This window comes from Pseudomonas aestiva (genome assembly GCF_039908605.1).
Classification (GTDB): domain Bacteria; phylum Pseudomonadota; class Gammaproteobacteria; order Pseudomonadales; family Pseudomonadaceae; genus Chryseomonas; species Chryseomonas aestiva.
This window is the reverse complement of the sequence record NZ_CP150916.1, coordinates 1,938,240-1,964,909: the sequence shown is the minus strand read 5'-3', so window position 1 is coordinate 1,964,909 and position 26,670 is coordinate 1,938,240. Positions and strand designations below refer to the sequence as shown.

General features: G+C 66.0%; 22 protein-coding genes. 9 read left to right on the top strand and 13 right to left on the bottom strand.

Annotated features, from left to right (window positions below):
- Nucleotides 1-23 precede the first annotated feature (23 nt).
- The 6 genes from AABM56_RS09070 to AABM56_RS09045 all read right to left on the bottom strand — a co-directional run bounded on the left by AABM56_RS09070 (nucleotide 24) and on the right by AABM56_RS09045 (nucleotide 7,440).
- On the bottom strand, nucleotides 24-2,459 hold the full coding sequence (locus AABM56_RS09070) for a methyl-accepting chemotaxis protein (RefSeq protein WP_347884019.1): 2,436 nt from the start codon (nucleotides 2,457-2,459) through the stop codon (nucleotides 24-26).
- 21 nt (nucleotides 2,460-2,480) lie between these two features.
- A complete protein-coding gene (locus AABM56_RS09065; protein WP_133859380.1) occupies nucleotides 2,481-4,652 on the bottom strand; it encodes a chemotaxis protein CheA in 2,172 nt (723 codons plus the stop codon).
- Nucleotides 4,649-4,954: a lipid asymmetry maintenance protein MlaB gene (locus AABM56_RS09060; protein WP_058792877.1), complete on the bottom strand. Its 306-nt coding sequence runs from the start codon at nucleotides 4,952-4,954 to the stop codon at nucleotides 4,649-4,651. The genes AABM56_RS09065 and AABM56_RS09060 overlap by 4 nt, the downstream gene beginning before the upstream one ends.
- 20 nt (nucleotides 4,955-4,974) lie before the next feature.
- Nucleotides 4,975-5,346 (bottom strand): response regulator, encoded by a 372-nt coding sequence (locus tag AABM56_RS09055; RefSeq protein WP_133859381.1) that lies wholly within the window; start codon nucleotides 5,344-5,346, stop codon nucleotides 4,975-4,977.
- A gap of 11 nt (nucleotides 5,347-5,357) precedes the next feature.
- Nucleotides 5,358-6,533, bottom strand: a complete 1,176-nt coding sequence (locus AABM56_RS09050) for a methyl-accepting chemotaxis protein (RefSeq protein WP_282283956.1) — start codon at nucleotides 6,531-6,533, stop codon at nucleotides 5,358-5,360.
- A gap of 139 nt (nucleotides 6,534-6,672) precedes the next feature.
- Nucleotides 6,673-7,440 (bottom strand): FCD domain-containing protein, encoded by a 768-nt coding sequence (locus tag AABM56_RS09045; protein WP_133859382.1) that lies wholly within the window; start codon nucleotides 7,438-7,440, stop codon nucleotides 6,673-6,675.
- A gap of 221 nt (nucleotides 7,441-7,661) precedes the next feature.
- Between AABM56_RS09045 and AABM56_RS09040 the strand changes: the two genes are divergently transcribed.
- The 4 genes from AABM56_RS09040 (at nucleotide 7,662) to AABM56_RS09025 (ending at nucleotide 12,528) form a co-directional block, all read left to right on the top strand.
- On the top strand, nucleotides 7,662-9,356 hold the full coding sequence (locus AABM56_RS09040) for a lactate permease LctP family transporter (protein WP_133859383.1): 1,695 nt from the start codon (nucleotides 7,662-7,664) through the stop codon (nucleotides 9,354-9,356).
- Nucleotides 9,357-9,587: 231 nt separating this feature from the next.
- Entirely contained in the window at nucleotides 9,588-10,412 is an 825-nt protein-coding gene (locus AABM56_RS09035; protein WP_133859384.1) for a (Fe-S)-binding protein, read from the top strand.
- 5 nt (nucleotides 10,413-10,417) lie between these two features.
- Complete coding sequence (locus AABM56_RS09030; RefSeq protein ID WP_133859980.1) at nucleotides 10,418-11,863, top strand: LutB/LldF family L-lactate oxidation iron-sulfur protein; 1,446 nt, start codon at nucleotides 10,418-10,420, stop codon at nucleotides 11,861-11,863.
- A complete protein-coding gene (locus tag AABM56_RS09025; protein WP_133859385.1) occupies nucleotides 11,860-12,528 on the top strand; it encodes a lactate utilization protein C in 669 nt (222 codons plus the stop codon). The genes AABM56_RS09030 and AABM56_RS09025 overlap by 4 nt, the downstream gene beginning before the upstream one ends.
- 111 nt (nucleotides 12,529-12,639) lie before the next feature.
- On the opposite strand, the gene AABM56_RS09020 is transcribed toward AABM56_RS09025, so the two are convergent.
- The 4 genes from AABM56_RS09020 to AABM56_RS09005 form a co-directional block, all read right to left on the bottom strand.
- On the bottom strand, nucleotides 12,640-13,608 hold the full coding sequence (locus tag AABM56_RS09020) for an IS110 family transposase (RefSeq protein ID WP_347883270.1): 969 nt from the start codon (nucleotides 13,606-13,608) through the stop codon (nucleotides 12,640-12,642).
- A gap of 299 nt (nucleotides 13,609-13,907) precedes the next feature.
- The gene (locus AABM56_RS09015) at nucleotides 13,908-14,378 is read right to left on the bottom strand and encodes an MEKHLA domain-containing protein (RefSeq protein ID WP_263258691.1); all 471 of its coding nucleotides are present in this window, start codon (nucleotides 14,376-14,378) and stop codon (nucleotides 13,908-13,910) included.
- Between the two features lie 108 nt (nucleotides 14,379-14,486).
- Nucleotides 14,487-15,608: a YncE family protein gene (locus AABM56_RS09010; RefSeq protein WP_133859387.1), complete on the bottom strand. Its 1,122-nt coding sequence runs from the start codon at nucleotides 15,606-15,608 to the stop codon at nucleotides 14,487-14,489.
- 102 nt (nucleotides 15,609-15,710) lie between these two features.
- A complete protein-coding gene (locus tag AABM56_RS09005; protein WP_133859388.1) occupies nucleotides 15,711-16,715 on the bottom strand; it encodes a ribonuclease Z in 1,005 nt (334 codons plus the stop codon).
- Between the two features lie 186 nt (nucleotides 16,716-16,901).
- Here AABM56_RS09005 and AABM56_RS09000 point away from each other — a divergent pair, with 186 nt between their 5' ends.
- The gene (locus tag AABM56_RS09000) at nucleotides 16,902-18,146 is read left to right on the top strand and encodes an acyl-CoA dehydrogenase family protein (RefSeq protein ID WP_347884018.1); all 1,245 of its coding nucleotides are present in this window, start codon (nucleotides 16,902-16,904) and stop codon (nucleotides 18,144-18,146) included.
- A 57-nt stretch (nucleotides 18,147-18,203) separates the two neighbouring features.
- Here AABM56_RS09000 and AABM56_RS08995 read toward each other — a convergent pair whose 3' ends face one another.
- Complete coding sequence (locus tag AABM56_RS08995) at nucleotides 18,204-19,520, bottom strand: PAS domain-containing methyl-accepting chemotaxis protein (RefSeq protein WP_133859390.1); 1,317 nt, start codon at nucleotides 19,518-19,520, stop codon at nucleotides 18,204-18,206.
- A gap of 211 nt (nucleotides 19,521-19,731) precedes the next feature.
- On the opposite strand from AABM56_RS08995, the gene AABM56_RS08990 reads away from it, so the two are divergent.
- From AABM56_RS08990 to AABM56_RS08975, 4 genes are all read left to right on the top strand, one after another.
- Nucleotides 19,732-20,898 carry an acyl-CoA dehydrogenase family protein gene (locus AABM56_RS08990; protein WP_133859391.1) on the top strand — a complete coding sequence of 389 codons (1,167 nt, stop codon included), beginning with the start codon at nucleotides 19,732-19,734 and terminating at the stop codon, nucleotides 20,896-20,898.
- A gap of 10 nt (nucleotides 20,899-20,908) precedes the next feature.
- Nucleotides 20,909-21,994, top strand: a complete 1,086-nt coding sequence (locus AABM56_RS08985; RefSeq protein WP_133859392.1) for a sigma-54-dependent Fis family transcriptional regulator — start codon at nucleotides 20,909-20,911, stop codon at nucleotides 21,992-21,994.
- Between the two features lie 76 nt (nucleotides 21,995-22,070).
- Entirely contained in the window at nucleotides 22,071-22,931 is an 861-nt protein-coding gene (locus tag AABM56_RS08980) for a pirin family protein (RefSeq protein WP_208694781.1), read from the top strand.
- Between the two features lie 55 nt (nucleotides 22,932-22,986).
- Entirely contained in the window at nucleotides 22,987-23,328 is a 342-nt protein-coding gene (locus tag AABM56_RS08975) for an FKBP-type peptidyl-prolyl cis-trans isomerase (protein ID WP_133859394.1), read from the top strand.
- A 13-nt stretch (nucleotides 23,329-23,341) separates the two neighbouring features.
- Here the strand turns inward: AABM56_RS08975 and AABM56_RS08970 are convergent, their stop codons facing one another.
- Entirely contained in the window at nucleotides 23,342-23,536 is a 195-nt protein-coding gene (locus tag AABM56_RS08970; protein ID WP_133859395.1) for a hypothetical protein, read from the bottom strand.
- A 224-nt stretch (nucleotides 23,537-23,760) separates the two neighbouring features.
- Nucleotides 23,761-26,451: a cellulase family glycosylhydrolase gene (locus AABM56_RS08965; protein WP_347884017.1), complete on the bottom strand. Its 2,691-nt coding sequence runs from the start codon at nucleotides 26,449-26,451 to the stop codon at nucleotides 23,761-23,763.
- Nucleotides 26,452-26,670 lie beyond the last annotated feature (219 nt).

Below are 26,670 nucleotides of genomic sequence, written 5' to 3'. Positions count from 1 at the left end.
CGCAGGTGGCCGTTGGATAGGGATCAGGATTCGAAGGGGACGTAGCCGTCAGGCACACCCGAGGTACCCGTACGCAGGGCCTTGCCCGGGACCCGCGTGGCGCGGGGCCGCGAAGCCTCCAGCGCCCGCTCCAGGTCCTGTACCACCCGGCCTTCGCCGGTATTGAAGAAGCCCATCAGGCGTTGCAGCTGCTCGGCCTGAGTACTCATTTCCTCGGCGGTGGCAGCCAGTTCTTCGGACGCCGAGGCGTTCTGCTGGGTGATCTGGCTCAGTTGCAGCATCGCGCCGTTGATCTGGCTCACCCCGCTGCTCTGCTCTTCGCTGGCGGCGGCGATTTCCTGCACCAGGTCGGAGGTCTTGCTGATGGACGGCACCATCTGGTCCAGCAGGGTGCCGGCGCGCTCGGCGAGGGCCACGCTGCTCTTGGCCACGGTGCCGATCTCCTGGGCGGCGACCTGGCTGCGTTCGGCCAGCTTGCGCACCTCGGCGGCCACCACGGCGAAACCTTTCCCATGCTCGCCGGCGCGGGCCGCTTCGATGGCAGCGTTGAGCGCCAGCAGGTTGGTCTGGTAGGCGATGTCGTCGACGATGCCGATCTTCTCGGCGATGGTCTTCATGGCCACCAGGGTCTCACCCACCGCTTCGCCGCCTTCGTTGGCCTCGCGCGCGGCCTTGCCGGCCATGCCGTCGGTGACCTTGGCGTTCTCGGTGTTCTGGGCGATGGAGGCCGACATCTGCTCGACGCTGGCGCTGGTCTCCTCGACCGAGGCGGCCTGTTCGGTGCTGGCCTGGCTCATGCTCTGGGCGGTGGCGGAGATCTCTTCCGAGGCGCTGGCCAGGGCATCGGCCGACAGGCGCACGTCGCCGATGATCTGGTTCAGCTTGCCGACGGTGCCGTTGATCGATTCCTTGAGCTCCAGCAGCTGACCCTGGTAGTCACCGCGCACGGTGCGGCTCAGGTCGCCCTGGGAGAGCCCGGCCATCACGACCAGGGCTTCGTTGACCGGCGCGACGATGGCATCGAGGGTGCCGTTGATCCCGGCGACGATGCGGCGGAAGTCACCCTGGTGGGCACTGGCATCGGCGCGCGTGTCCAGGCGACCGGCCATGGCCGCCTGGCTCAACTGGTTGGCGTCTTCGACCAGGCGCTGGATGTTGCCGCGGACCTGTTCGAGGTTGTCGTTGATCACCGCCTTCTGCCCGGGGAAGCGCTCCAGCGCCACCGACAGATCGCCTTCGCCGAAGCGCTTGACGCAGGCCATGGCCTTGGCGGAATCGCTCAGGTGACCGGCGACCATGGCGTTGACGCCTTCGGCCATGCCGCGGAAGGTGCCCTGGAAGCGCTCGACGGGGATGCGGGCATCGGTGTCGCCGCGATCATGGGCGGCGGACAGCTGCACCATCTCCGCGACCAGCAGCTGGATGTTGTCGCGGACCTGTTCGAGGTTGTCGTTGATCACCGCCTTCTTGCCGGGGAAACGCTCCAGCGGCGCGGCCAGATCGCCTTCGCCGAAGCGCTTGACGCAGGCCATGGCCTTGGCGGAATCGCTCAGGTGACCGGCGACCATGGCGTTGACGCCTTCGGCGACGTTGCGGAAGGTGCCCTGGAAGCGCTCCAGCGGAATGCGTGCCTCGGTCTCGCCGCGATCGTGCTCGCTGGCCATGGTGCTCATTTCTTGCACCAGACCGCGCAGGGTCACCACCATGCGCTGCATGGCGGCCATCAGGCTGGAATCATCGCCGGCGCGCAGCTGCAGATCGTCGGGCAGGTCGCCCGCGGCGGTGCGGTTGGCGACCTTGGCCACGTCGGCCGGCTCGCCGCCGAGCTGACGCAACAGGTTGCGGGTGATGAAGAAGCCGAGCAGGCCGACCACCAGCAGGGTCGCCAGGGCGATGCCGATGGACAGGACGGTTGCCTGGCTCATGGTATGGCCGGCGATCTGCGCCTGTTCGCTGCCCAGTTTCTTGTTGTAGGCGCGATGCGCATCGAGGGTATCGCCGACATGGTCGATGACCTTGCGCTTCTCGCCGAGAATGCGCTTGACGTCTTCGTCCTGACTGGCGCGAGACAGTGGCAGCACGATGGCCACGAGATCGTTCAGCTGCGCGATCGCCTGGCGATCGTCTTGCAGCATGCGCCGATCGGTGTCATCGGAAATGAGCGGCTCATAGTCCTTGAGCGCCTTCTCGGTCAGTTGCTGGGCATCGGTCAGCTCCTTCTCGGCCTCACGGGTGGCGACGTCACCGTCCGCGGCCAGATGGCGGTAGATGCCGGTGATGATGTCGGCGGAATGGGCGTCGATGGCGTCGATACCCAGAATCGAAGGGACGGTGTTGTCGTTGCCATAATTGGCGCGTTCATACACCTGGCTGAGTTGCTGGTAGGCGATACCCGCGAGGAGGATGATCCCCAACAGCGCGGAGAGGACCAGCAGGGACATGCGTTTGGTAACGGTCATGGACGTCTAATTCCTTGTCGGTCAGATCAGCGCGGAAGCGAGGACTGGGGCAGCGGTGCCGGTGGACGCCGCCTCGCCAATCAGGCCGGGCACGTTGAGGATCAGCGCCACGGCACCGGTACCCAGGATGGTGAAACCGCCGAGGCTGCGGTTGTGGCCGAACAGCGGACCGAGCGGCTTGATCACGGTCTGGAATTCGCCGAGCAGCTGATCGACCACCAGGCCGGCGCGCTGGCCGGCATAGCGCACCACCACCACGTTCTGCCGCCGCGGCGGGGCTTCCTCGATGGTGAACAGCTGACGCAGGCGCAGCACCGGCAGCACCTCGCCGCGCAGGTCGAGGTAGTCGTTGCCGTTGGCCTGGACACTGGCCGCCTCTGTCAACTCGATGCATTCCTCCACCGCTTCCAGGGGCACCACATAGGTGGCCTTGCCGACGCCGATGAGGAAGCCATCGATGATCGCTAGGGTCAGCGGCAGGCGGATGGTCACGGTGGTGCCGCGGCCCTCCTCACTGGTGAGGTCGACGCTGCCGCGCAGGGCGGTGATGTTCTTTTTCACCACGTCCATGCCGACGCCGCGACCGGACAGGTTGCTGATCTGCTCGGCGGTGGAGAAACCCGGTTCGAAGATCAGGTTGAACACATCCTTGTCGGCCAGCACCTGGCCTTCGGCGATCAGGCCGCGCTCGGTCGCCTTGCGCAGGATGCGCTCGCGCGACAGACCGCCACCGTCGTCGGTGACCTGGATGACGATGCTGCTGGCCTCGTGATAGGCGTTCAGCCCCACGGTGCCCTGGGCCGGCTTGCCGCGCGCCAGGCGCAGCTCGGCGGATTCGATGCCGTGGTCCATGGCGTTGCGGATCAGGTGGGTCAGCGGATCGCCGATCTTTTCCACCACGGTCTTGTCCAGTTCGGTCTCGCCGCCGCTGATGCGCAGGGCGATGTCCTTGCCGATCTCCTTGGAGACGTCGCGGACCACCCGCTGGAAGCGGTTGAAGGTGGTACCGATCTGCACCATGCGCAGGGTCAGGGCGGTGTCCCGCACCTCTTCCACCAGGCGCGACAGCACCCCGGTGGATTCCACCAGGGCCGCCAGGCCGCTCTGCTGGGCGATCAGCTGGGTCCCGGCACCGGCGATGATCAACTCGCCGATGAGGTCGATCAGCTGGTCGAGCTTGGTCGCGTCGATGCGGATCAGCTGGCCTTCGCCCGCCGGCGCGCGCTGCTCCTTGATCTTGCGCTGCTTGTTCAGGGCCGCATCCACCACCGGCGGATTGACCAGCTGAGCTTCCACCAGGGCTTCGCCGATAGGCTGGCGTGGGGTGGCCGGATCGGCCTGGCGGCGCAGCACCTCGTCCAGCTCGGTGGCAGTCAGGGTACCGCAGCGCACCAGGATCTCGCCCAGGCGCAGGTCTTCCTCGGCCAGATCGTCGATCAGCTGGCAGTAGTCGCTGCTGCGGCTGTGCGGCGGCAGGATGCGGATCTGGCTGTCTTCGCGGACGAATTCGAAGGCCGCCTCAATGGTCGCCTTGTCGGCGTCGCTGTCGAAGGCAACCTCGAAGCCCAGGTAGCAGGTCTCGGGATCCATGTCCGCCGCGGCCGGGATGGCATCGGTCAGGGTGACGATGTTGACGATGCGGCCAAAGCTGTTGAGGTAGCGCACGAAGGCCAGCGGATCCATGCCGTTGCGCAGCATGTCCGGACCGAAGCGCAGCGACAGGTGCCAGTGGCCAGCGGCGACGCCATCGACCGGTGCCGCCAGGGTACGGGCGGCCGCGACCGGCTGGGCCGCCTTGGCGCTCGGCTGCAGATAGTGCTCCAGGCGCTGCACCAGCACGGCGCCGGCGGCCTGGAAGTCGGCCTCGGGCTCGCTGCCGGACGACACCCGGGCGATCAGGCCGTTGAGGTGGTCGCAGACCTCCAGGAACAGCGCCGACAGGGTCTCGTCGAAGGCCAGCTCGTTGCTGCGGATCCGGTCGAGCACGCTTTCGGCGACATGGGTGAAGGCCACCACATGGTCCAGACCGAACAGACCGGCCGAACCCTTGATGGTGTGGGCGGCGCGGAAGATGGCATTGATCAGCTCGACGTCATCCGGCGCCTGCTCGATCTGCAGCAGCGCGGCTTCCATCTGCTGCAGCAATTCTTCGCTCTCGGCGATGAAGGTCTTGAGGATCTCGTCCATGTTCATGCGGCAACACCTTCCGCGGCGGCCGCGGTAAAGAAGTCGGCAAGACCTGCCAGCTCCAGCAGTTCGGTGACGGCGGGGCTGGGGTCGACCAGTTCCAGGCTGCCGCCCAGACGCTGCGCCTCCCGGTGGGCCAGCAGCAGCAACTGCAGACCGGCGGAGTCGAATTCATCGACCTCGGCCAGTTCCAGCGCCACGGTGACCCCGGCGGTCAGGGGCTCCATCAGCAGCGGCTTGCTGTCAGCCGCGGTGTAGATGGTCAGCGGCCCGGTGAGGGGCAAGCGGGTACGAACGACATCGTTCATGGGGGCAGCCTCCAGGGCCATCAGGGCATGATCAGCTTGGAAACCGCCGCCAGCATCTGCGCGGGCTGGAACGGCTTGACCATCCAGGCCTTGGCACCGGCGGCCTGGCCGGCGGCTTTCTTGGCGGCATCGGATTCGGTGGTGAGCATGATCACCGGGGTGAACCGGTAGGCCGGCAGCTTCTTGGCCGCGGTGACGAAGGTGATGCCGTCCATGTTGGGCATGTTCACGTCGCTGATGATCAGGTGCACCTTGCGACCGTCCAGCTTGGTCAGGGCGTCGCGCCCATCGCAGCCTTCGATGACGTCATAGCCCGCGCTTTTCAGCGTCATGGACACCACCTGGCGGATGGAGATGGAGTCGTCGACGATCAGAATGGTCTTGTTGCTCATGACAGCTTTCCTTAAAAGAACGTGATATCGGATTCGGCAGCGGCGGCGGCCGGTCGCTTGCCGTGGTGCACGGCGACCTGCTCGGCCATGGTGTAGGTGCGGGCCAGCTCGGCGAGCCAGCCGCGGGTGTCGAGGGTCGGCAGCGGCTGACCGCTGGCGGCCAGGGCGCGACGGTCGATCACCAGGCGTTCGAGACGCGCCTGGTCGTCACGGATGTGGCCGAGCATCTGGCTGACGCGATCCTGGAATTGCAGGGCGACCAGCACCTCGGCAATGGCGCCGCCCACGGCCGCGGCATTGTTCGCCAGGGCATCGCTGCGCTCGACCACGTCACGGGTGGTGCCGCCAAAGGTGCCGATGACCTGCTCGATGGTCTCGCCGGACTGGTTCAGGGTGCCGGTGTCGCGTTCGGCGTGGAGCTGCGACAGCTCCAGGGTGCGGGCAATGGCGCCGTTCACCGTTTCCACGGTTTCGCCGATCTTCTGCCCGGTATCGCCGGACAGGGTGGAGAGCTTGCGCACCTCGTCGGCGACCACCGCGAAACCGCGCCCGGCTTCGCCGGCACGGGCGGCTTCGATGGCGGCATTGAGGGCCAGCAGGTTGGTCTGGCGCGCCACGTCGCCGACGTCCTTGGCCATGCTCTTGAGTTGTTCGGTCAGACCGGCCAGGCCGTTGACCTCGTCCAGCAGCGCGCCCTTGCTCGACAGCGCTTCGCGCAGCGCGTGCAGGATGCCATCGAGCTGGTTCTGGCTGCTGGCCATGAGATTGACCAGGCGATCGCCACTGCCGTGATCGGCGCCGGCGACGCTGTGGATGCGGTCGGCCAGTTCGGCGAAGCGACTGGTCAGGCTGACGATTTCCTGCTCGGTGTGGGCGCGCGCCGCTTCGATCTGCTCGGACCACACCGGCAGCACCGCCACGCAGAGGGCTTCGAGGGCTTCGTCCCGACCGCTGGCCGGACTCTGGCTCACGGCCTGCTCGGCCGCGCGCTCGGCCTGGCGCGCCTGGGCGCGACGCAGCTGCCAGAAGCCCAGACCGGCGGCGAGCACCACCTGGGTGGCACTCAGCGCCAGGGTGGTCGACGTCACGCCGCCCACGAACAGGATCGCGCCGGTACCGCAGGCACCGAGCAATGCAGGGGTGAAGGTAAGATCGATGAACGAGGGCGAAGAAGAGGCGTGTTCCACAGGAGGGTACCGGTCTAGACGCCAGCGAAGGCGGGAAGGTGTGACCGGGTTATCAGCTCTGGAACGCTAAACTTTAGCCGCGGACGGATAACTTATTGCAATAGCATAATGACATCATGATGTTTTTCGCCAGATCCTTTTAGCGCTCATCGCGCCGTTTGGCCCGTGCTAGACGGCCTGCCATGGCACCGGCCTCCTCCAGAACCTCCCGCACATAGCCCAGGTGACGGCTCGCCGCCTCGCGTGCCGTTTCCGCTTCACCCGCGACAATCGCCTGGTAGAGCGATCGGTGCTGTTCCAGCAGGTGCTCGCGGGTTTCGCCCCGTTGCGCCTGCATGCCGCCGATGTTGGTCACCATGTGGTGGCGCAGCAATTCGAACAGGCTGCGGATGCTATGCAGGTAGACGGCGTTGTGACTGGCCTCGGCGATGGCCAGGTGAAAGGCCGCGTCGGCCTCGCCCTCCTCTTCCCGGGTCAGGGTGTCGCGCCGCCGGTAGCAGTCCTCCAGGCGCTCCCAGGCCAGGGTCAGCCGCGCCAGGTCCGGCTCGGTGGCGCGCTGGGCGGCGTAGTAGGCGCAGGCGCTTTCCAGGGTGTGGCGAAACTCCAGCAGGTCACGGCGGGTTTCCTCGCGGCTTTCCAGCAGCGGCAGCAGGGGATCGGTGAAGGCACTGTTCAGCGCCTCGGTGACATAGGTGCCACCGCCCTGCCGACTGAGCAGCAGGCCGCGTGCGATCAGCTTCTGGATGGCTTCGCGCAGCGAGGGTCGCGATACCCCGAAGCGCTCGGCCAGCACCCGCTCGGCCGGCAGGCGTTCGCCAGGGCGCAGCGAGCCTTCGGCGATCAGCGCCTCCAGGTGCTTGACGATGTCGTCCGACAGACGACGTTGCTTGACCGGTTCGAACCCCATGAAAAACCTCGAAAAAAGCCGCGGACAGTGGCGAGGGTCCGTCAGCCAGGCAGTGCTGGCCGACGAAAGTCGCAGATCAAGACGTTTGACAGGGGCAAAGACCCCGCTTAACGTGCGTGAAGTCGCCCTTGTAAATTGGTCTTACCAATTTTTGCCACAGGTCGCGATCTTGTGCAACCCCGTCCTGCCGCCTCCCTACAAAAACAATCAAGGAGCACCCGATGGATACCTGGCAACAGATCTATCTCCCCCTGGGCAGCCTGGGCCTTTCGGCCTTCGTCGCCGCCCTGCCCATTCTGTTCTTCTTCGTCGCGCTCGCCGGTCTGAGGCTCAAGGGCCATGTGGCGGGTGCCATCACCCTGGCGATCGCCCTGCTCATCGCGCTGTTCGTCTATCGCATGCCGGTGGACAAGGCGCTGGCCTCGGCCGGCTACGGTTTCCTCTATGGCCTCTGGCCGATCGCCTGGATCATCGTCACGGCGGTGTTCCTTTACAAGCTGACGGTCAAGTGCGGACAGTTCGACATCATCCGCAGCTCGGTGCTGTCCATCACCGACGACCAGCGCCTGCAGGTGCTGCTGATCGGCTTCTGCTTTGGCGCCTTCCTCGAGGGTGCGGCCGGCTTCGGCGCACCGGTGGCCATCACCGCCGCGCTGCTGGTGGGCCTCGGCCACAATCCGCTGAAGGCGGCCGGGCTCTGCCTGATCGCCAACACCGCGCCGGTGGCCTTCGGCGCCCTGGGTATCCCGACCATCGTCGCCGGCCAGGTGACCGGTATCGACGCCTTCAAGATCGGCGCCATGACCGGTCGCCAGCTGCCACTGCTGTCGCTGCTGGTGCCGCTGTGGCTGATGTTCATGATGGACGGCATGCGCGGCCTGCGGGAAACCTGGAAGCCGGCGCTGATCTGCGGCGGCACCTTCGCCGTGTTCCAGTACCTGACTTCCAACTTCATCGGTCCGGAACTGCCCGACATCACCTCGTCGCTGGCCGCCATGATCGCCCTCACCAGCTACCTCAAGCTGCGCCAGCCGCAGCAGGCCACCGCGGGCGCCACCGCCGTGGTCAGTGGCGGCGGCGCCGCCATGCTGGGTGGCGGGGCCGGCTTCGGCGGCGGCGGCCGGCTGCCTCCTGAGCATTCCCTGGGTACCGTGATCAAGGCCTGGTCGCCGTTCCTGATCCTGACCGTGGTCGTCACGATCTGGACCACCAAGGCCTTCAAGGCGCTGTTCACCACCGGCGGTGCCCTCTATGCCCTGGTAATCAACGTGCCGGTGCCCTACCTGGACAAGCTGGTGCTCAAGACACTGCCGATCGTGGCCACGCCGACGCCGATGCCGGCGGTCTACAAGCTCGACCTGCTGTCGGCCTCCGGCACCGCCATCCTGATCTCCGCGCTGATCTCCATGGCCATCTTCCGCATCAAGCCCTCGACCGCCCTCGGCGTGTTCAAGGAAACCCTGGTGGAGCTGCGCAAGCCGATCCTGTCGATCGGACTGGTGCTGGCCTTCGCCTTCGTCGTCAACTACTCGGGAATGTCCACCACCCTGGCGCTGCTGCTGGCCGGTACCGGCGCGCTGTTCCCCTTCTTCTCGCCGCTGCTGGGCTGGCTGGGGGTGTTCCTGACCGGTTCGGACACCTCGTCCAATGCCCTGTTCGGCTCGCTGCAGGCGACCACCGCGCACCAGATCGGCGTTTCCGACACCCTGCTGGTGGCGGCCAACAGCTCCGGCGGCGTGACCGGCAAGATGATCTCGCCGCAATCCATCGCCGTGGCCTGCGCCGCCACCGGCATGGTGGGCAAGGAGTCCGACCTGTTCCGTTTCACCGTACGGCACAGCATCGGCTTCGCCGTGCTGGTCGGCTTTATCACCCTGGCGCAGGCCTATGTGTTCACCGGCATGCTGGTGCACTGATCGTGGGTTTCCCGGCGGCGACCCCGGTCGCCGCCGGTCTTCTGGAGCCTTTTGCTGATCTCGCGAGCTAGAGACAAACAAGACGGAAATGCCTGAGGAAGCGGAGTTTACGAGTGGTAAATGAGCATTCCGACCGGGCTGGCGACCCAGGGCATTTTCAACGCGGTTTGGCTGACGCGCAGCAGATCATGAGCAGGCTCTCTTTTAACCGGGCCAACCCGGAGTATCCTGATGACCGACCTCTTCCACAACGCCGCCCCCAACGCCACCCGCACCGCCCCGCCCCTGGCGCCGCCGCGGACCTATCCGCCGCAGAAGCCGACCCAGGTCTATCTGTTCGGCACCTGCGTGGTGGACCTCTTCTATCCCGAAGCCGGCATGGACAGCATCCGCCTGCTGGAGCGCGAAGGCATCCGCGTGAATTTCCCCCAGGCGCAGAGCTGCTGCGGCCAGCCCGCCTACACCTCGGGCTACACCGAGGAAGCCCGCGCCGTGGCGCGCACCCAGCTGGCGCTGTTCGCCGAGCCCTGGCCGGTGGTGGTGCCCTCCGGCTCCTGCGCCGGGATGCTGCGCCATCACTATGCCGAGCTGTTCGCCGACGAACCCGAGACCCTGCGGCAGGTACGGGATCTGGCCGAGCGCACCTACGAACTGGCGGAATTCCTGCTGCACGTCTGCCAGGTCGACTACCAGGATCGCGGCGCCCCGACCAAGGTGGCGCTGCACACCTCCTGCAGCGCCCGCCGCGAGATGCAGACCCACCTGCACGGCCGCGCCCTGCTCGGCCAGCTGCAGGCCGTGGAGCGCGTCGACCATGACCACGAGAGCGAATGCTGCGGTTTTGGCGGCACCTTCTCGGTACGCATGCCGGACATCTCCGGCGCCATGGTGGCGGACAAGACCCGCGCCCTGCAGGACAGCGGCGCGGCCCAGGTGCTCACCGCCGACTGCGGTTGCCTGATGAACATCAATGGCGCCCTGGAAAAGCAGCGCGCCGCCCTGCGTGGCGAACACCTGGCGAGCTTTCTCTGGCGCCGTATCGGAGGTGCAGCGTGAACGAGATGCTCAAGATCCCCCTCACCGACATCAGCGCGGCGCCCCCCTTCAAGACGCGCGCCCGCCAGGCCCTGGGCGACGACCAGCTCAGACGCAACTTCCGCACGGCCATGGATTCGCTGATGACCAAGCGCCTGGCCAGCATGAGCGATGCCGACGAGCGCGAGCGGCTGCGCGAACTGGGCAATCGCACCCGCGCCCGGGCGCTGTCCAAGCTGCCGGAGCTGCTGGAACGCCTGGAAGCCAACCTCAAGCGCAATGGCGTCCAGGTGCACTGGGCCGAGACCACGGCCGAAGCCAATGCCATCGTCCAGCAGATCGCCGAGCGCCATGCGGCCAAGCTGTTGATCAAGGGCAAGTCCATGGTCAGCGAAGAGATGGACATGAACCACGTCCTCGGCGCCCAGGGCATCGACTGCCTGGAATCGGACATGGGCGAGTACATCATCCAGCTCGCCGGCGAGAAGCCCTCGCACATCATCATGCCGGCCATCCACCTCAACCGGCAGCAGGTGGGTACCCTCTTCCACGAGCACCTCGCCGAGCCCTACACCACCGACGTCGACGAACTCATCCAGACCGGTCGGCGGGTGCTGCGGCAGAAATTCTTCGAGGCCGACATCGGCATCTCCGGCGTCAACTTCGCCGTGGCCGAGACCGGTACCCTGCTGCTGGTGGAAAACGAGGGCAACGGGCGGATGTCCACCACGGTACCGCCGGTGCACATCGCCGTAACCGGTATCGAAAAGGTGGTGGAGAACCTGCGCGACGTGGTGCCGCTGCTGTCGCTGCTGACCCGTTCGGCCCTGGGCCAGCCGATCACCACCTACGTCAACATGATCTCCGGGCCGCGCAAGGCCGAGGAACTGGACGGCCCGCGCGAGGTGCACCTGGTGCTGCTGGACAACGGCCGCAGCCAGGCCTTCGCCGACAGCGAATTGCGCCAGACCCTCAACTGCATCCGCTGCGGCGCCTGCATGAACCACTGCCCGGTCTATACCCGCATCGGCGGCCATGCCTATGGCGAGGTCTATCCCGGCCCCATCGGCGCCATCATCACCCCGCACCTGGTCGGCCTGGAGCAGGCGCCCGACCACCCCAGCGCCTCCTCGCTGTGTGGCGCCTGCGGAGAGGTCTGTCCGGTCAAGATCCCGATTCCGGCGCTCTTGCGGCGCCTGCGCGAAGAGAACGTCAAGGCGCCCAATGCCGAGCCGCACCTGTTGCGCGGCCAGGGCAGCAAGTTCTCCGCCCGGGAGCGCTGGACCTGGCATGCCTGGCAGAATCTCTACACCTCGCCGCTGCTCTATCGCGGCTTCAGCTACCTGGCCACCCGCTTCGGCCGCTTCACCCCCGGCCAGCTCGGCCCCTGGACGGAGCACCACAGCGCGCCCAGGCCGGCATCGCGCTCGCTGCACGAACTGGCCCGCGACCACCTGGAGAAACGCCCATGAGCGCCCGCGACAACATCCTCGCCAAGCTGCGCGGCAGTCTGCAGGGCACCCAGCCGCTGGCGGACACCTTCGATGAAGCCCTGGTGACCGAACCCTGGCGCTATCCACCTGCGGAGCGCGTCGCCCGCCTGCGCACCCTGATGGAGACGGTGCATACCGAAACCCACCTGACCACCGCGGCGGACTGGCCGGCGCTGGTCGAGCGCGTCCTCGCCGAACGGGGTCTGGATCAGCTATTGATCGCTCCCGGCACGCCCCACGGTGCGCGCCTGGTGGAGCGCTGGCAGGGCGACGGCTCACCGCGCTGGAAGGCCTACGATCGCCCCGTGGAAGAGTGGAAGGCCGAACTGTTCAACGACACCCCGGCCAGCCTCACCGGCACCCTTGGCGCCCTGGCCTCCACTGGCAGTCTGGTGCTCTGGCCGGATCGCCAGGAACCGCGCCTGATGAGCCTGGTGCCCCCGCTGCACATCGCCCTGCTCAGGGCCAGCACCGTGGTGGACAACTTCTACGAGTTGCAGCAACAGCACCGCTGGCAGGACGGTATGCCGACCAATGCCCTGCTGATCTCCGGACCGTCCAAGACCGCCGACATCGAGCAGGTACTGGCCTATGGCGCCCACGGGCCCAAGGATCTGGTGGTGCTGATCGTCGAGGACGAGTGAAGCATCCGACCGGGGTGAGTCGGGATAGCCTGGCATTACCCTCGCGTGGAAAACGCTGCGCGGTTTTCCACCCTACGACGTCAGGCTAGGCGTAGATACCGTCTTCGCCCCTCAGTGTGCAATCGCTAAAGCAGGATCGAAAGGCTTGCCCGATTTGAGCACGCCATAGGCGATGGTCAGCAGCTTGCGCATGGCGGCACAGACGGTTTGTTTACCTTTCTTCCCCCTGGTTTTCAGACGCTCGGCTTGCGCCTTGATAGCCGGGTTGTAGGTCAGCGCCACGACGGCGGGTAGGTATAGCGCACTTCGTAAGCGGACCGATCCCATGCGCGAGATGCCGGTATGGCCGCGGTAAAGACCTGATTCCTGTAGGCGTGGGTTCAAACCGGCAAAGGCGGTCACGGCGCGGGCATCGGCGAAGCGACCGATATCGCCGAGCTCCGCCAGGATCAGGGCGGCGGTCTTGTCGGCGATGCCGTCTATGCTCACCAGCAGATCACGTTTGCCGCGCAGGTCCGGGTCATCGTCGATATGCCGTTTGATCTGTTCGAGCGTCCAGGCGATCTGCTCATCGAGCCGCTGCACGACCGCCTGGATCGAGTTTTGGACTTTTTCCGGGCTGACCTCGAGCCGATTGAGCTCCATCTGCCGTAGCGATTGGAGATCCTCCAGGCGCCGGGTCAGCGCGCGAAGCGTGCGGATGGACACAGGCTCCGGGTGCCAGGCCCGCAGGCTGTCTTCATGCCGCTGGCCATAGGTGGCGATCAGCTTGGCGTCGAGTTTGTCCGTCTTGCTGCGCTGCAATTGGCTTTGCGCATAGCGAGCGATCTGTGCCGGATTGAGCACGGCGATTCGGTAGCCCAGCGCATGGAAATGCTCGGCGAGCGCTTCGTGATAGGTGCCTGTGGCCTCCATCACGATCCAAGCGCCTGGCTCGGCATGCTGTTGCAGCCAGTCGGCAAAGACCGCGAAGCCTGACGGATCGTTGCTCAGCCTGCCCTTGGTCCGGTGCTTGCCATTGGATTGCAGGATCGCCAGATCGAAGCTGCGCTTGGCGATATCAACACCGATTACGGCCATGATGTCTCCTCCTTCAGATGCGACACGATCACGTCATCCCGTCCAACCTTGTGCAATACGAGCTCTGGAGGCTCTAGATACCGTTCGGACTCGGGGATGGGTGTGGAGGAGGCGGCCTATCTACGTTGCAAGCTCAAAGGCTTAAGGGTGGACACGGCCTGCCATCCTCCCCCGATGATCAGTCGGGGACTATGCCCCCCTAAGGAGGCTGTCGTCGAGATACAAGGGTGGACAACGGCGCAGCCTTGTCCACGAATTCGCCGATCTTCCGAGCGCAGCGAAGCCCAACGATCTCTGCCTCACTCCAGCTGCCCAATCCGCTGCGGGTCCGGCCAGAACAACGCGGCCTGCCCCAACCGCTGCCCGTCGACATCAAGCAGATTCCACACCACGCCGGCATGGATCTGGAAGGCCTCACCGTCTCGATCGACCCGCCAGCCCTCATAGCCACAGGCATAACCCTGGCGCCCCACCGCTTCCATCAGGCGCTGACGCTCGTCCCGGTCCCTGGGTGAGGCGCTGAACCTGGAGGGCATGCCGATGAATTCGGCGCGCGGATAGCCGAAGCAGCTCAGCGCCTGACCGTTGGCGTAGCAGAACAGCGGATCACCTTCGGTACCGTGCGCCAGCAGGGCATAGGGTGCCCGCTCATGCAGCCAGGCAGGGACGTCGGCCGCAAGTAATCCCGCGGGACGCGGCAGCGGCTGGCCGAGCCAGTGACGGTAGGAGGCTTCCAGCAGCGGAAGCAGGCTGAGATCGGTCGCGGACAAGGTGGCGGCTCCTGGATGGTGGGACCCACGCATTCAAGAGCAAGCCGGCGGGCGTGGGAAGCCCGGGGCCACCGCAGCAGGACGCTGCGGCAGCCAGGGCGGCGCGGTTTACTTCACCGCGGAGAGGTCGATGCGCACCACGCTTTCCGGCGCGGTGTTCATGTATTCCTTGTCGAAGGGCGTCTTCACCGTCGCATACAGCGTCTGGCCATCCGGGCTGACCAGCAGGCTGTTGGGATTGGGCTTGAGGTCGTAGGCCTTCTTCTCGGCGTAGGTGGTGGCGTCGAGGATCAGCAGCCGACCGGTTTCGCGCTGGGTGATGTACAGCTCATTGCGTTTGGTATTGAGCTTGATGGCCAGGGCGTCACCAACCGGCAGGCGCTTGATCACCTTGCCGCTGCGGATATCGAAGACCAGCACAGTCTTGGCTTCGGAATTGTCGGTGACGAACAGCTGGTGGTTCGCACGATCCTCGGCCAGGTTCAGCAGCAGGTACTTGCCGCCATCGCCCGGGGTCCAGCGGTGCTCGATCTTGCGCGTGCGTGGATTGATCACCAGCACCTCGCCGCTGCCGTTGGCCGCATAGAGGCGCCCGGTGTCCTCGGAATACAGCAGGCCGGTCACCCACTTGCCGGCATTGGGAATGCGCGCCTTGAGGGTCAGGGTCTTGGCATCCACTACCCAGATCACCCCCGGATCGCCGACACCGCCGACATACAGCATGCCGTCATGCAGGATGACCTGGCGCGGATTGACCGGATGGCCGTCGCGGCCCATCTCGTTGAATTTCAGCCGCTTCTCCACCTTGCCGGTACGCAGGTCGATACGGCTGAGACCGCCGTCCAGGGAGTTGGTGACGAACAGCGTCTCGCCGCTGGCATCGGTGGTCAGGGCGAAGTTCTTCAGATCGGTATGGATCTGGCCGGTGATGGCCAGGGTGGCCGGATCCAGCTGGTAGATCACCCCGCCGGTAACGCCCTTGGTCAGCTGGGCGGTCGCCGCGTAGACCGACTGCTTGGCCGGGCTGTAGGCCAGCTCGTAGACGCCGTAGCCCAGCTCGATGCGCTTGAGTTCGGCCGGCGCCTGGGGCGCGGCCGGCTGCGCGGCGACAGGCGCCGGCGCGGGTGGCGGTGGCATCGGTGCCTCCGGGCGATTGGAACAGGCCCCCACTGCCAGGGACAGTAGCGCCATGGCGCCCAGCGTCGAGACCTTGTTGAAAGACACCGCCATTTGCTTCTCCTAGGGACGAGGTGCGAGGGATCGAAAGGATCCTGAAATGATAAACGTTCGCACTATGCCCAAGGAGAACAGGTCAGACAAGACCGAAGCGTTTCAGCCTCTTTCCTGCTGCGGGTCGCCATCCCCTGCCCCGCCGCTCTGGTCCAGGGCTTTCAGCTGGCCCTGACGATCCAGGCGAAAGCGCGCGAAATCCTCGGCCAGCTGCAGGTGACCGCTGTAGCAGGCCGCGGCCTCCCGGCGCAGCTCGTCGATGCACGGCGAACGCCCCGCCTCAGCCTGATAGCGCGGACTGAAATGGGTGAGCAACAGCGCCGGCAGCGCCTGCGCCTCGGCGAAACGAGCGACGCCGGCCGCGCTGCTGTGGCCCCAGCTCTGCCCGGTCTTGTCGATCTGCGCCTGGGCGTAGGTGGCTTCATGGACCAGCAGCTGAGCACCCCGGCAGGCCTCCGTCAGCAAGGCGGGATCGTCGTTATCTCCTGCCACCACCAACCGCCGCTCGCCATGGGCCGCCTGCAGGAAGTCGGCGCTGCGCAGCAGGCGGCCCTCGTGTAGCACGTCCTCACCGCCATGCAGCCGCCCCCACAGCGGCCCGCGCGGCACCTGGGCCGCCGCCAGGGCCGCGGGATCGAGGCGCTGCGGCCGACGGGTCTCGCGGAAGCGAAAGGCGTGACTGGGCACCCGATGGGAAAGCGCGAAGGCGTCGATATCCCAGGCGCCCACGGCAACGCCGGTAAAACCCTCCAGGGCATGGACGCGCAGCTCGAAAGGCAGGTGCAGCGCGGTCAGCAGCTGGGTGGCGGCGAGCCAGTCATGGACCGCCTGGGGCGCGATCAGCAGCAGCGGCTGGCGGCGTCCGGTCATGGCGGCGCTGGCCAGCAGCCCTGGCAGGCCATAGCAGTGGTCGCCATGGACATGGGTGATGCAGATGGCGCGCAGATCCGCCGCTGACAGCGGGGTACGCAGCAGCTGGTGCTGGGTGGCCTCGCCGCAGTCGACGAGAAACCAGCCCTTGCCCTGGTCCTCGATCAGGGCAAGGGCCGAGACGTTGCGCCGCCGGGTCGGCACCCCGGCCGAGGTGCCGAGAAACAAGAGATCCATGGGGGCTCCAGACAAAAGGCCAGTCTAGCGTGGCCGACCCGCTGTCGCCCGGGCAACAGCGGCCAGGCACTCCTGCTGCCGGCCAGGCAGTCCAGGCCCGGCAAACCCCGGAAAAGCGGCCTTTCAGGTCCTGGCAACGCTCTTGCAAAGCCTCTGGCGTCGACCTTCCAACCGCCGAGGATCACCATGAATCTGCCCGCTCGCCACCTGCCGCCCACCCCTGCGCCCAGCCCCGACTACGAACAGCTGGCCGCGCGCTTTCGGCCGCTCTTTGCCCGAATCGCCGAAGGCGCCCTGGAACGCGAGCGCCAGCGCACCCTGCCCTATGCGCCCGTCGCCTGGCTCAAGGACGCCGGCTTCGGCGCCGTGCGGGTGCCCGTGGAGTTCGGCGGCAGCGGTGCCAGCCTGCCGCAACTGGTACGGCTGCTGATCGAACTGGCAGCCGCCGACAGCAATCTGCCCCAGGCGCTGCGCGGCCACTTCGCCTTTGTCGAGGACCGCCTCAATGCCCATGCCAGCGCTTCCCAACAGGTCTGGTTCGAGCGCTTCGTCGCCGGTGACCTGGTGGGCAACGCCTGGACCGAGATCGGCACCGTCAAGCTCGGCAAGGTCATCACCCGGGTCAGCCAGCAGGACGGTGAGTGGCGTCTCAACGGCACCAAGTACTACAGCACCGGCAGCCTGTTCGCCGACTGGATCGACGTCTACGCCCAGCGCGACGACACCGGGGGCGACGTCATCGCCGCCATCCGCACCGACCAGCCCGGCGTGCGCCAGTCCGACGACTGGGACGGCTTCGGCCAGCGCACCACCGCCAGCGGCACCTCGGTGTTCGAAGACGTGCGCGTGGCGCCCGAGAATCTCATCGACTTCGCCACCCGCTTCAAATACCAGACCGCCTTCTACCAGCTGGTGCTGCTGGCCGTGATCACCGGCAGCGGCCAGGCGGCCGTGCGCGAATTCGCTGCCGAAGTACGGGGGCGCACCCGGGTCTACAGCCATGGCAACGCCAGCGCGGCCAGTGCCGCTCCCCAGGTGCAGCAGGTGGTGGGCAAGGCCTCGGCCTTCGTCTATGCCGCCGAAGCCGCGACCCTGGCAGCCGCCGCCGCGGCCCAGACCGCCTTCGAAGCCCGCTATGCCGGGGATGCCGCCGCCGAGCACGCCGCCAACGTGGCGGCGGAACTGGAATCGGCCCAGGCGCAATCGGCGGTCGCCGAGCTAGTCCTGCGGGCCACCAGCGACCTTTTCAATGCATTGGGCGCGTCGGCCACTAGCAGCCGCAAGGGCCTGGATCGCCACTGGCGCAATGCCCGCACCGCGGCCTCGCACAATCCGCTGATCTACAAGGAACGCATCGTCGGCGCCTGGGAGATCGACGGCAGCGAACCTCCCTTCGCCTGGCAGATAGGTGGCGGCAGCAAGCAGGGCTGACCGCCTGAATGCACAACGGCAACCCTGGGGTTGCCGTTGTGCATTCAGCGTGCGGGATCAGTTCGACAGCTGGCGGGCGAAGCGCCCCACGGCGCCGACCACTCGCTGGGCGCCATCCTGGATCTCCACGATCACCTGCCCGGCCTGCCCCGCCAGCTCCAGGCCCTGCTCGGCCTGACGCCGGCCGTTCTCGATCACCGTCACGGCTTCGCCGGCCAGTTGCTGGTTCTGCTGTACCACCCCGACGATCTCCTCGGTCGCCTTGCTGGTGCGCGAGGCCAGTTGCCTGACCTCGTCGGCCACCACGGCGAAGCCGCGGCCCTGCTCGCCGGCCCGGGCCGCCTCGATGGCGGCATTGAGCGCCAGCAGGTTGGTCTGTTCGGCGATGCCGCTGATGGTCTTGATGATGGTGCCGATCACCTGGGACTGGTTGTCCAGCGCCTCGATGCCCTTCACCGCCTCCTGCATCTGGGTCGCCAGGGCGCGCATGACGTCCACCGTCTGCTGCGCCACCGCCGCACCCTTGCGGGCGGTGTCGTCGGTGTGCCGGGAGGTCTCGAAGGCTACGCTGGCGGCCTCGGACACCGCCTGTTCCTGCTGGACCTGATCGGTAATCACGGTGGCGAACTTGACCACCTTGTACAGGCGCTCATGGGCGTCGATCACCGGGTTGTAGGAGGCTTCCAGCCAGACATCGCGGCCATGGGCATCCAGGCGCTTGAAGCGATCCACGACGAATTCGCCGCGACGCAGGCGCGCCCAGAATTGCTGATAGGCCTCGGAGTTTGCCTCGGCCGCCTCGCAGAACAGCCGGTGGTGCTTGCCCTTGATCTGCGCCAGGGAATAACCCATGGCCTGCAGGAATCTGTCGTTGGCGTCGAGCACCTCGCCGTCGAGGTTGAATTCGATGACCGCCGTGGAACGGCGCAGCGCCTTGAGCAGGCTTTCGTGCTCGCGCGAGGTCTCGATGGTTCTCGTCAGGTTATTGCAGAACAGTCGGAAGCGCGTCACCTGGCCCTGGCCATCATGGAACGGGTGCAGGATGCCCCTCAACCAGGCTTCCTTACCGTCGCCGCGCAAGAGATGCAGGGCCCCGCTATAGGGCTCGCCACGACTCAGGCACTGCTGCAGGCGACGGTTGTATTCCTGGTTTCTGACATGCCCCGGGACCAGATCCAGGAGCGGACGGCCCAGCAGATCCGCGGCGCGCAGGCCCATTTCCTTTTCGAAATTGGCGTTCACCGCGGTCACCCGGCCCTGGCCGTCCAGCTCCAGGCCAATCATCTCGACGTCGAGCTCGGCCTTTAGTCGCTTGAAGGAATCCACCTGCTCGCGGAGACGCTGCAGTTCTTGTTTTAATCCTTTGTTGAACATGACACGCCCCTGGTCGGGAGATTGAGTTAATTCAGTGTCGGCAGCCAATAGTCAGGGCTTAAATGAGATAGCGAAAAAAGATGACCAGGCGGTCGGAATGCAAGATGGGTGGCGCCACGCCATTAACTAATAACAAAAAAATATTTCAACTAAGGGTTTGGCTCGCATTACGTTCTAACACCTGCAACCCCCTCCACCGCACGAGTCCCTCATGTCCGATGCCCTGCTGGATCCCCTCACGCCTCTGCTGGAACGCTTCGCCATCACCGCGGCCGAGCGCGATCGCCAGGGCGGTACGCCCAAGAGCGAGCGTGACGCCTTGCGCCAGAGCGGTCTCCTGGCCCTGAGCATTCCCGAGGAGCTGGGCGGCCTCGGCGCCGCCTGGGACCAGACGCTGGAGGCCGTGCGGCGGCTGGCCCGGGTCGACAGCTCCCTGGCCCACGTGTTCGGCTTCCATCATCTGCTGCTGGCCACCGCCCAGTTGTTCGGCCAGCCTGCGCAATGGCGACCCTGGCTGGAGAGCACCGCGCGCGATGCCCTGTTCTGGGGGAACGCGCTCAATCCCCTGGATCGCCGCACCCTTGCCCGCCGCAGCGGCGATGCCTGGCAGGTGGATGGGCAGAAGAGCTTTTGCAGCGGTGCCCTGGACTCGGATCTGTTGCTGCTCTCGGCGCTGGAGAACGATGACAGCGGACGCCTGCTGATAGCCGTGGTGCCTACCGGGCGCGCCGGCATCCAGTTGTTCGACGACTGGGACAACAACGGCCAGCGCCAGACCGACAGTGGCAGCGCGCGCTTCGACGGCGTACGCGTCGAACAGCAGGAATGGCTGCTCGACCCCGGCCCGCTGAGCACGCCCTTCGCCTGCCTGCGGCCGCTGCTGGCCCAGCTGATCTTCGCCAACATCTTTCTCGGCCTGGCCGAAGGCGCCTTCGCCGAGGCGCGCCGCTACACCACCACCCAGGCGCGCCCCTGGTTCAAGTCAACGGCCGCCAGCGCCAGCGAAGACCCCTACATCCTGCGCCACTACGGCGAGTTCTGGGTCGCCCTGGAGAGCAGCCGGCTGCTGGTCGAGCGCGCCAACGGCGCCTTCGCCCAGGCGTGGCAACAGGGTACGGCCCTTACCCCAGCGGCACGGGGCGAACTGGCCATCGCCATCGCCACGGCCAAGGTCGCCGCCAGCCGGCACGGCCTCGATCTCGCCAGCCGCCTGTTCGAGGTCGGCGGCGCCCGGGCCACCGCCGGTGCGCTGCGCCTGGATCGCTACTGGCGCAACCTGCGCACCCAGACCCTGCACGATCCGGTCGACTACAAGTTGCACGAGCTAGGCGAGTGGGCCCTCAACGACACCCTTCCCACCCCCAGCTTCTACTCCTGAGGAATCCGCGATGACCCTGCTGACCCTGACGCGCACGCCCGAGGTGCCCCGCTACCGCGCGACCGCCCAGGTGTTCGCCGATCCCAAATCGCGCGACCTGCTCGCCCACCTGGAAAAGATCGCACCGAGCGACGCCAGTGTGCTGGTGATCGGCGAGACCGGTACCGGCAAGGAACTGATCGCGCGGCATATCCATGCGCTGAGTCAGCGCCATGCCGGCCCCTTCGTCGCCGTCAATTGCGGCGCCTTTGCCGAGAGTCTGGTCGAGGCCGAGTTGTTCGGCCATGAGAAAGGTGCCTTCACCGGCGCCCTCGCCGCGCGCGCCGGCTGGTTCGAGGAAGCCAACGGCGGCACTCTGTTTCTCGACGAGATTGGCGACCTGCCACTGTCGGTGCAGGTCAAGCTGCTGCGCGTCCTGCAGGAGCGCGAGGTGGTACGGCTAGGCTCTCGCCGCAGCCTGCCGCTGAACGTAAGGATCATCGCCGCCACCAACGTCCCGCTGGAGCGGGCGGTGGCCGAAGGCTCCTTTCGCGAAGACCTCTGGTACCGCCTCAATGTGGTCAGCCTGCCGCTATTGCCGCTGCGCCAGCGCCAGGGCGATATCCTGCCGCTGGCGCGGCACTTCCTCCACGCCTATGCCCAGGCGCCTGTTTCTCTGAGTGCGGCAGCCGAGCGGCGTCTGCTGGAACACCCCTGGCCGGGCAATATTCGCGAACTGGAAAACACCCTGCAGCACGCCCTGCTGCTCAAGCCCCAGGGTGTACTGGAAGCCAGCGACCTGACCTTTGTCCAGCGGCCCAGCCTGGTCCTGCCGGCGCCACGGCCGGTTGAAACGGCGCCGGTGGACAGCCTGTTGACCGAGGCCTTCGCCCAGTTGTTCGAAGAGCAACCGGAGGCCCTGCACGAGCGCGTCGAAGAGGCCCTGGTGCGCGCGGCCTATCGCTTCTGCCATCGCAACCAGGTCCATACCGCGCGCCTGCTGGGGCTGAGTCGCAACGTAACCCGCGCCCATCTGATCCGCATCGGCGAACTGGTGGTCAATCACCGTCGCCCGCTCGTGGCCCGGCCGGAACGCGAGCTGCGCTTCTCCATCTGAAGGGCACTCTTCACGCTTGGGTACCCGCCTGCCGAGGTGCCCCTTACACTGGGGTTTTGCCCCCGCGAGGCCCCCCATGAACGCCCGTACCCTGCTGCACCGCCATCCCGCCCGGCGTGACGACATCGGTGACCTCCAGACCCGCCGCCCGCTGCCGGGCCCCGGCCTGCCGCATCTGGACCCCTTCCTGTTCCTCAACCACCACGGCCCCCAGGTCTATCCGCCGCACAATGCCGGCCTGCCCTTTGGTCCTCATCCCCATCGCGGTTTCGAGACGGTGACTTTCATCCTCGCCGGTTCGCTGGCCCACCGCGACAGCGGCGGCCACGAAAGCGTCATCGAAGCCGGGGGCATCCAGTGGATGACCGCGGGCAGCGGCCTGGTGCATGCCGAACTCTCTCCCGCGGCCTTCAAGCGCGATGGCGGCGACCTGGAGATCCTGCAGCTGTGGGTCAATCTCCCGGCCCGCCTCAAGTTCACGCCACCGGCCTACCAGGGCGTCACTGTCGACGCCATGCCGCTGATCGAAGAGGATGAAGGCCGGGTGCGCATCCGACTCACCTCCGGCACTCACCAGGGTGTCCAGGGCGCCGTGCAGACGCCGACGCCCATCACCCTGATGACCGTCGAGATCGCCCCCGGCGGCCGCGCCACCCTACCCGCTCCCGCGGGTGCCACGGTGTTCTGCTACGGCGTCCGCGGCACCCTGCAGATCGCTGGTCAGGACGAAGCCCCCTGGCAGCTGTTCGAATTCGCCGATGACGGCGACCACCTCGAAGTCGCCAGTCGCGACGGCGCCGTGCTGCTCTATGGCCATGCGGCGCCCTTTGCCGAACCCATCGTCGCCCACGGCCCCTTCGTCATGAACAGCGCCGAGGAGATCCGCCAGGCAATCCGCGACTATCAGGCGGGCCTGTTCGGCGACGTGCCGGAGTGAGCCCGCCATAGGGTCGCGCTCAGGCTAGAATCCGGCTTTTGCCGGGAGCACAGCGATGAGTGACGAATTGCGGATCGAGGACCAGGTGGTGGGCGACGGCAAGGCGGTGGTCAAGGGTGCCCTGATCACCACCCACTACGAAGGCTGGCTGGACGACGGCACCCTGTTCGATTCCTCCCGGGCCAAGGGCCGGCCCTTCCAGTGCGTCATTGGCACCGGCCGGGTGATCAAGGGCTGGGATCAGGGACTGATGGGCATGCGGGTGGGCGGCAAGCGGCGCCTGGAGGTGCCGGCGGCCCTCGCCTATGGCGAGCGCCAGGTCGGCGCGTTGATCAAGCCACATGCCAACCTGACCTTTGAAATCGAATTGCTTGAAGTCCTGACGCGAGACGAATGAAGCCTGATCGACTTCAGTTCGGTACCTTGGTCTTGGTATTGCGGCGCACCAGTTCGAGCTGGGCTTCGAGCACGCTCAGCCGGGCGAACTGCCGCGTGTAGATGACGAATTGCTCCTGGAAGCTCTGTCGGCTCCGGGCCAGATCCTGTCGATGACTGAGGATCTGCTCTTCGAGATTCTGCAACCGTTGCTGGGTGGTTTGCGTCATGGCACCTACTCCTTGTGCTTGGGATGTCAATCGGACTCTAACCGTCCCCTGACAAGTCGAGCTATAGCCGTTCGTCGTCCCCTAAACCACCGATGCAGAGCCGTTTCGTCTCGCAGAGGCGGGTTCGTGACCCCTGAAAAGTTCCCTTTTCCTTACCGATCGATCAAGAAAAAAGGCGACGAGCCTTGGCAGGGTCGTCGCCTTCGGAACGGGCGCAGCGAAAGCTAGCGCGGTCCTACCGCCGTGCAGCTGTTGCTGGCATCGACATATTTCTTCAGGGTCGGCCACTGCGGCCGCTCCACGCCATTGATCGGCTCCACCGCCAGGGCGGCAGCTCCCCAGCCCGGGCCGGCCGCCCAGTAGGTCAGCGGCATGCAGTTCTGCTGCAGATAGGCCAGCAGATTGTCGGTGGCAGCCAGCCAGCGACTGTCGCCTGCCGGTACGCCGAACTCGGCGATCATGCCCCGCTTGCCGTTGCGCTTGAGCCATTCGACGAAGGGCTTGACGCGATTGACCCCCACCTGCGGATCGAAGTTGTTCATGTTCTGCGCGGTGTAGCTGCCACTGCCATCCTCATCGAGGTAGACGTTGGCCGCGTAGATGATGTTGTTGGCCGGATCCTTCAGATTGAGCAGGGCATTGCTCGCGCCCGGCCAGTTGGCCGCGCTACCCCAGGCATTGCCCTGGACGATCACCGGGTGGGTGCGGTCCATGGTGCGCACCCCGTCGATGCCGGACTGCGCCGTCACCGGCCAGCTGCTGTCGGCCCCATTGGGCTTGCCCATGATGTCATAGCCATAGAGCGCGGCATGGTTGCCCCACTGGTAGGCCAGGCGGTACATGAGATCCCAGTAGTTGAAGTTGGTAACGGCACCGGTGCCGATCAGGGTGCCCTTGTAGCGCCCGCCGTTGTCCAGCGCCAGGATCACCTTCATGTTGTACTTCTTGGCCAGCTCCAGCACCTGGTTGACCTGCTGGGTGTACGCCCCTTCCAGGCTCCCGAAGAAGCGCGTCTGCAGACGTTCCCAGATCACCGGGAAGCGGATCAGCCGTACGCCCTTGGCGCTCCACTGCTGGAAGTTGGCCTCGCCCGGCATGATGTAGTTGACGTTGAGTACTCCGGGCAGCGTCTGAGGTGCAAAGGCGGCACCCGAGAAGTTCAGCCCCACCAGATTGAGCTTGGCACTGTTGGCGGGCGTACCGCTCGATCCCGTCGGCGTGGTCGTGGAACCAGCTGCCGGCGTGGTGGAGCCCGTGGAGCCCGAGCTGCCGGCACCCGTCGCAGGCTTCACCTCGACCACCGGCGCCGTCACGGCCGGAGCCGCGCTGCCCGTGTTGGTGCCCGCGTTGCTGCCCGAACTGGAGCTGCCCGCACTGCCGGTACTGCCCGTCGTGGTCCCGGGTACCGTCGCCGGCGTGCCGGAGGTGGTGGTGGTGCCGGTCTTCAGGGTCTTGGGATAGCCATAGGCATTGCCATCGAGCTGCGGGCTCTCGATGAAGACGCTCATGTTGCTGCCGACGACCTGGGCATAGGTCACCTTGTAGCTCTTGCCATCGGCTGGCGTGAGCTGCGCGCCCACCTTGAAGGCGCCCACGTTCGCGGCCGACGCCGGAATGGAGAAGCCCGCCGACTTGCGATAGACGCCGTGCAGCCAGTCTTCGTTGGTGAAATCGTTGATCGAGGTAGTCACCCCGGTCGTGGTCGAGCCACCGCTATTGCCGCTGCCCGCGGGGGTACCAGTGCTCGGGCTGCTACCACTGTTCGAACCGCTATTGCCGCTGCTGGAGCCACCGCTGCTGCCCGTGGAGCCGCTGGAGCCGCCCGTGGCACCGGTGCCACTGGCCGGGGTGCTGCCCGTGCCGCTGGCAAGCGGGCCGATGGCGGTGCAGCTGCTGTCATCGATGTATTTCTTCAGGGTCGGCCACTGCGGCCTGTCGGCGCCGTTGACGGGTTCCACCGACAGGAAGTAGTTGCCCCAGCCCGGACCTGCCGCCCAGTAGGTCGAAGGAATGCAGTTCTGCTTGAGATAGGCCAGCATCCGGTCCATCAGCGGCAGCCAGCGGGGATCGTTATCCGGCACGCCGAATTCGCCGATCATGCCCCTCTTCTTGTTCTTCTTCAGCCACTCGACGAAGGGGCGCACACGCTCCACGCCGTAGTCCGGGCCCAGCTTGCCGACATCGATGCCGGTGTAGTTGCCGCCCGCGCTCTCGTCGAAATAGGAATGCGCCTGGAAGATCAGGTTATCGGACGGATCCTTGAGTGCCAGCAGGGAGTCGTTCCACCACGGCCAGCGGGTCGCCTCCGACCAGCCGTTACCTTCGATCATGATGGGCTTAGTCTTGTCCACCGCGCGGACCCCATTGATGCCGTACTGGGCGGCGATCGGCCACTGGGCCATGGAGTCGTGGGGCTCGTTCATGATGTCGTAGGCATACAGCGACGGCTGACTGCTCCAGCGCTGGGCGATCCGGGTCATGATCTCCTGGTAGCGGTCATAGGGCACCGCCGCGCTGCCGATCACCGACCCGCGATAGAAGGTGTAGTTGTGCAGGTCGAGGATGATGCGCATGCCGTACTTCTGCGCATTGGCGAAGGTCTGGTCCACCAGCGCAGCATAGGTCGGGTCCAGCGGACCACCCAGCACCGGTTGCAGGCGCTCCCAGATGACCGGGAAGCGGATCAGCTTGATGCCCTTACCACTCCACTGCTTGAAGTAGGCCTCTACGGGAAAGATGTAGTGGGTGCCATTGACGCCCGGCAGTACCTGGCCAGCGAAACCGGCACCGGACAGATTGAGGCCGACCAGATTGACCTGCTCGGCCTTGGCACCAGTGGCCAGGGTCAGGGCGGCGACGAAGGGCAGCAGCTGGGCGGCCCTGCGGGAAAACTTCAGGAAGGATGGATTCATCATCACCAACTGCGCTAAATCGACAGCGCGCTCCCTGAACACTGGCCGATATGAAGTGAGAGAAGAGTCGCGCAGTCATGGCTGACGCAACGTTGCCTCCAGGCACCTTGACCTATACAAGCCACATGCCAACTTCATGAGTCATAACTATGGCCACTATTTGGACATTACTCGCTAAAATTACAAGTCACTGATTTATAACAATTTTATTTAATTACCGTT

Bases quoted from the DNA above. Each gene is read 5' to 3' on its own strand.
- AABM56_RS09070 (WP_347884019.1), bottom strand. From the start codon at position 2,459: ATGACCGTTACCAAACGCATGTCCCTGCTGGTCCTCTCCGCGCTGTTG.
- AABM56_RS09065 (WP_133859380.1), bottom strand. From the start codon at position 4,652: ATGAACATGGACGAGATCCTCAAGACCTTCATCGCCGAGAGCGAAGAA.
- AABM56_RS09060 (WP_058792877.1), bottom strand. From the start codon at position 4,954: ATGAACGATGTCGTTCGTACCCGCTTGCCCCTCACCGGGCCGCTGACC.
- AABM56_RS09055 (WP_133859381.1), bottom strand. From the start codon at position 5,346: ATGAGCAACAAGACCATTCTGATCGTCGACGACTCCATCTCCATCCGC.
- AABM56_RS09045 (WP_133859382.1), bottom strand. From the start codon at position 7,440: ATGGGGTTCGAACCGGTCAAGCAACGTCGTCTGTCGGACGACATCGTC.
- AABM56_RS09040 (WP_133859383.1), top strand. From the start codon at position 7,662: ATGGATACCTGGCAACAGATCTATCTCCCCCTGGGCAGCCTGGGCCTT.
- AABM56_RS09035 (WP_133859384.1), top strand. From the start codon at position 9,588: ATGACCGACCTCTTCCACAACGCCGCCCCCAACGCCACCCGCACCGCC.
- AABM56_RS09030 (WP_133859980.1), top strand. From the start codon at position 10,418: ATGCTCAAGATCCCCCTCACCGACATCAGCGCGGCGCCCCCCTTCAAG.
- AABM56_RS09025 (WP_133859385.1), top strand. From the start codon at position 11,860: ATGAGCGCCCGCGACAACATCCTCGCCAAGCTGCGCGGCAGTCTGCAG.
- AABM56_RS09020 (WP_347883270.1), bottom strand. From the start codon at position 13,608: ATGGCCGTAATCGGTGTTGATATCGCCAAGCGCAGCTTCGATCTGGCG.
- AABM56_RS09010 (WP_133859387.1), bottom strand. From the start codon at position 15,608: ATGGCGGTGTCTTTCAACAAGGTCTCGACGCTGGGCGCCATGGCGCTA.
- AABM56_RS09005 (WP_133859388.1), bottom strand. From the start codon at position 16,715: ATGGATCTCTTGTTTCTCGGCACCTCGGCCGGGGTGCCGACCCGGCGG.
- AABM56_RS09000 (WP_347884018.1), top strand. From the start codon at position 16,902: ATGAATCTGCCCGCTCGCCACCTGCCGCCCACCCCTGCGCCCAGCCCC.
- AABM56_RS08995 (WP_133859390.1), bottom strand. From the start codon at position 19,520: ATGTTCAACAAAGGATTAAAACAAGAACTGCAGCGTCTCCGCGAGCAG.
- AABM56_RS08990 (WP_133859391.1), top strand. From the start codon at position 19,732: ATGTCCGATGCCCTGCTGGATCCCCTCACGCCTCTGCTGGAACGCTTC.
- AABM56_RS08985 (WP_133859392.1), top strand. From the start codon at position 20,909: ATGACCCTGCTGACCCTGACGCGCACGCCCGAGGTGCCCCGCTACCGC.
- AABM56_RS08980 (WP_208694781.1), top strand. From the start codon at position 22,071: ATGAACGCCCGTACCCTGCTGCACCGCCATCCCGCCCGGCGTGACGAC.
- AABM56_RS08975 (WP_133859394.1), top strand. From the start codon at position 22,987: ATGAGTGACGAATTGCGGATCGAGGACCAGGTGGTGGGCGACGGCAAG.
- AABM56_RS08970 (WP_133859395.1), bottom strand. From the start codon at position 23,536: ATGACGCAAACCACCCAGCAACGGTTGCAGAATCTCGAAGAGCAGATC.
- AABM56_RS08965 (WP_347884017.1), bottom strand. From the start codon at position 26,451: ATGATGAATCCATCCTTCCTGAAGTTTTCCCGCAGGGCCGCCCAGCTG.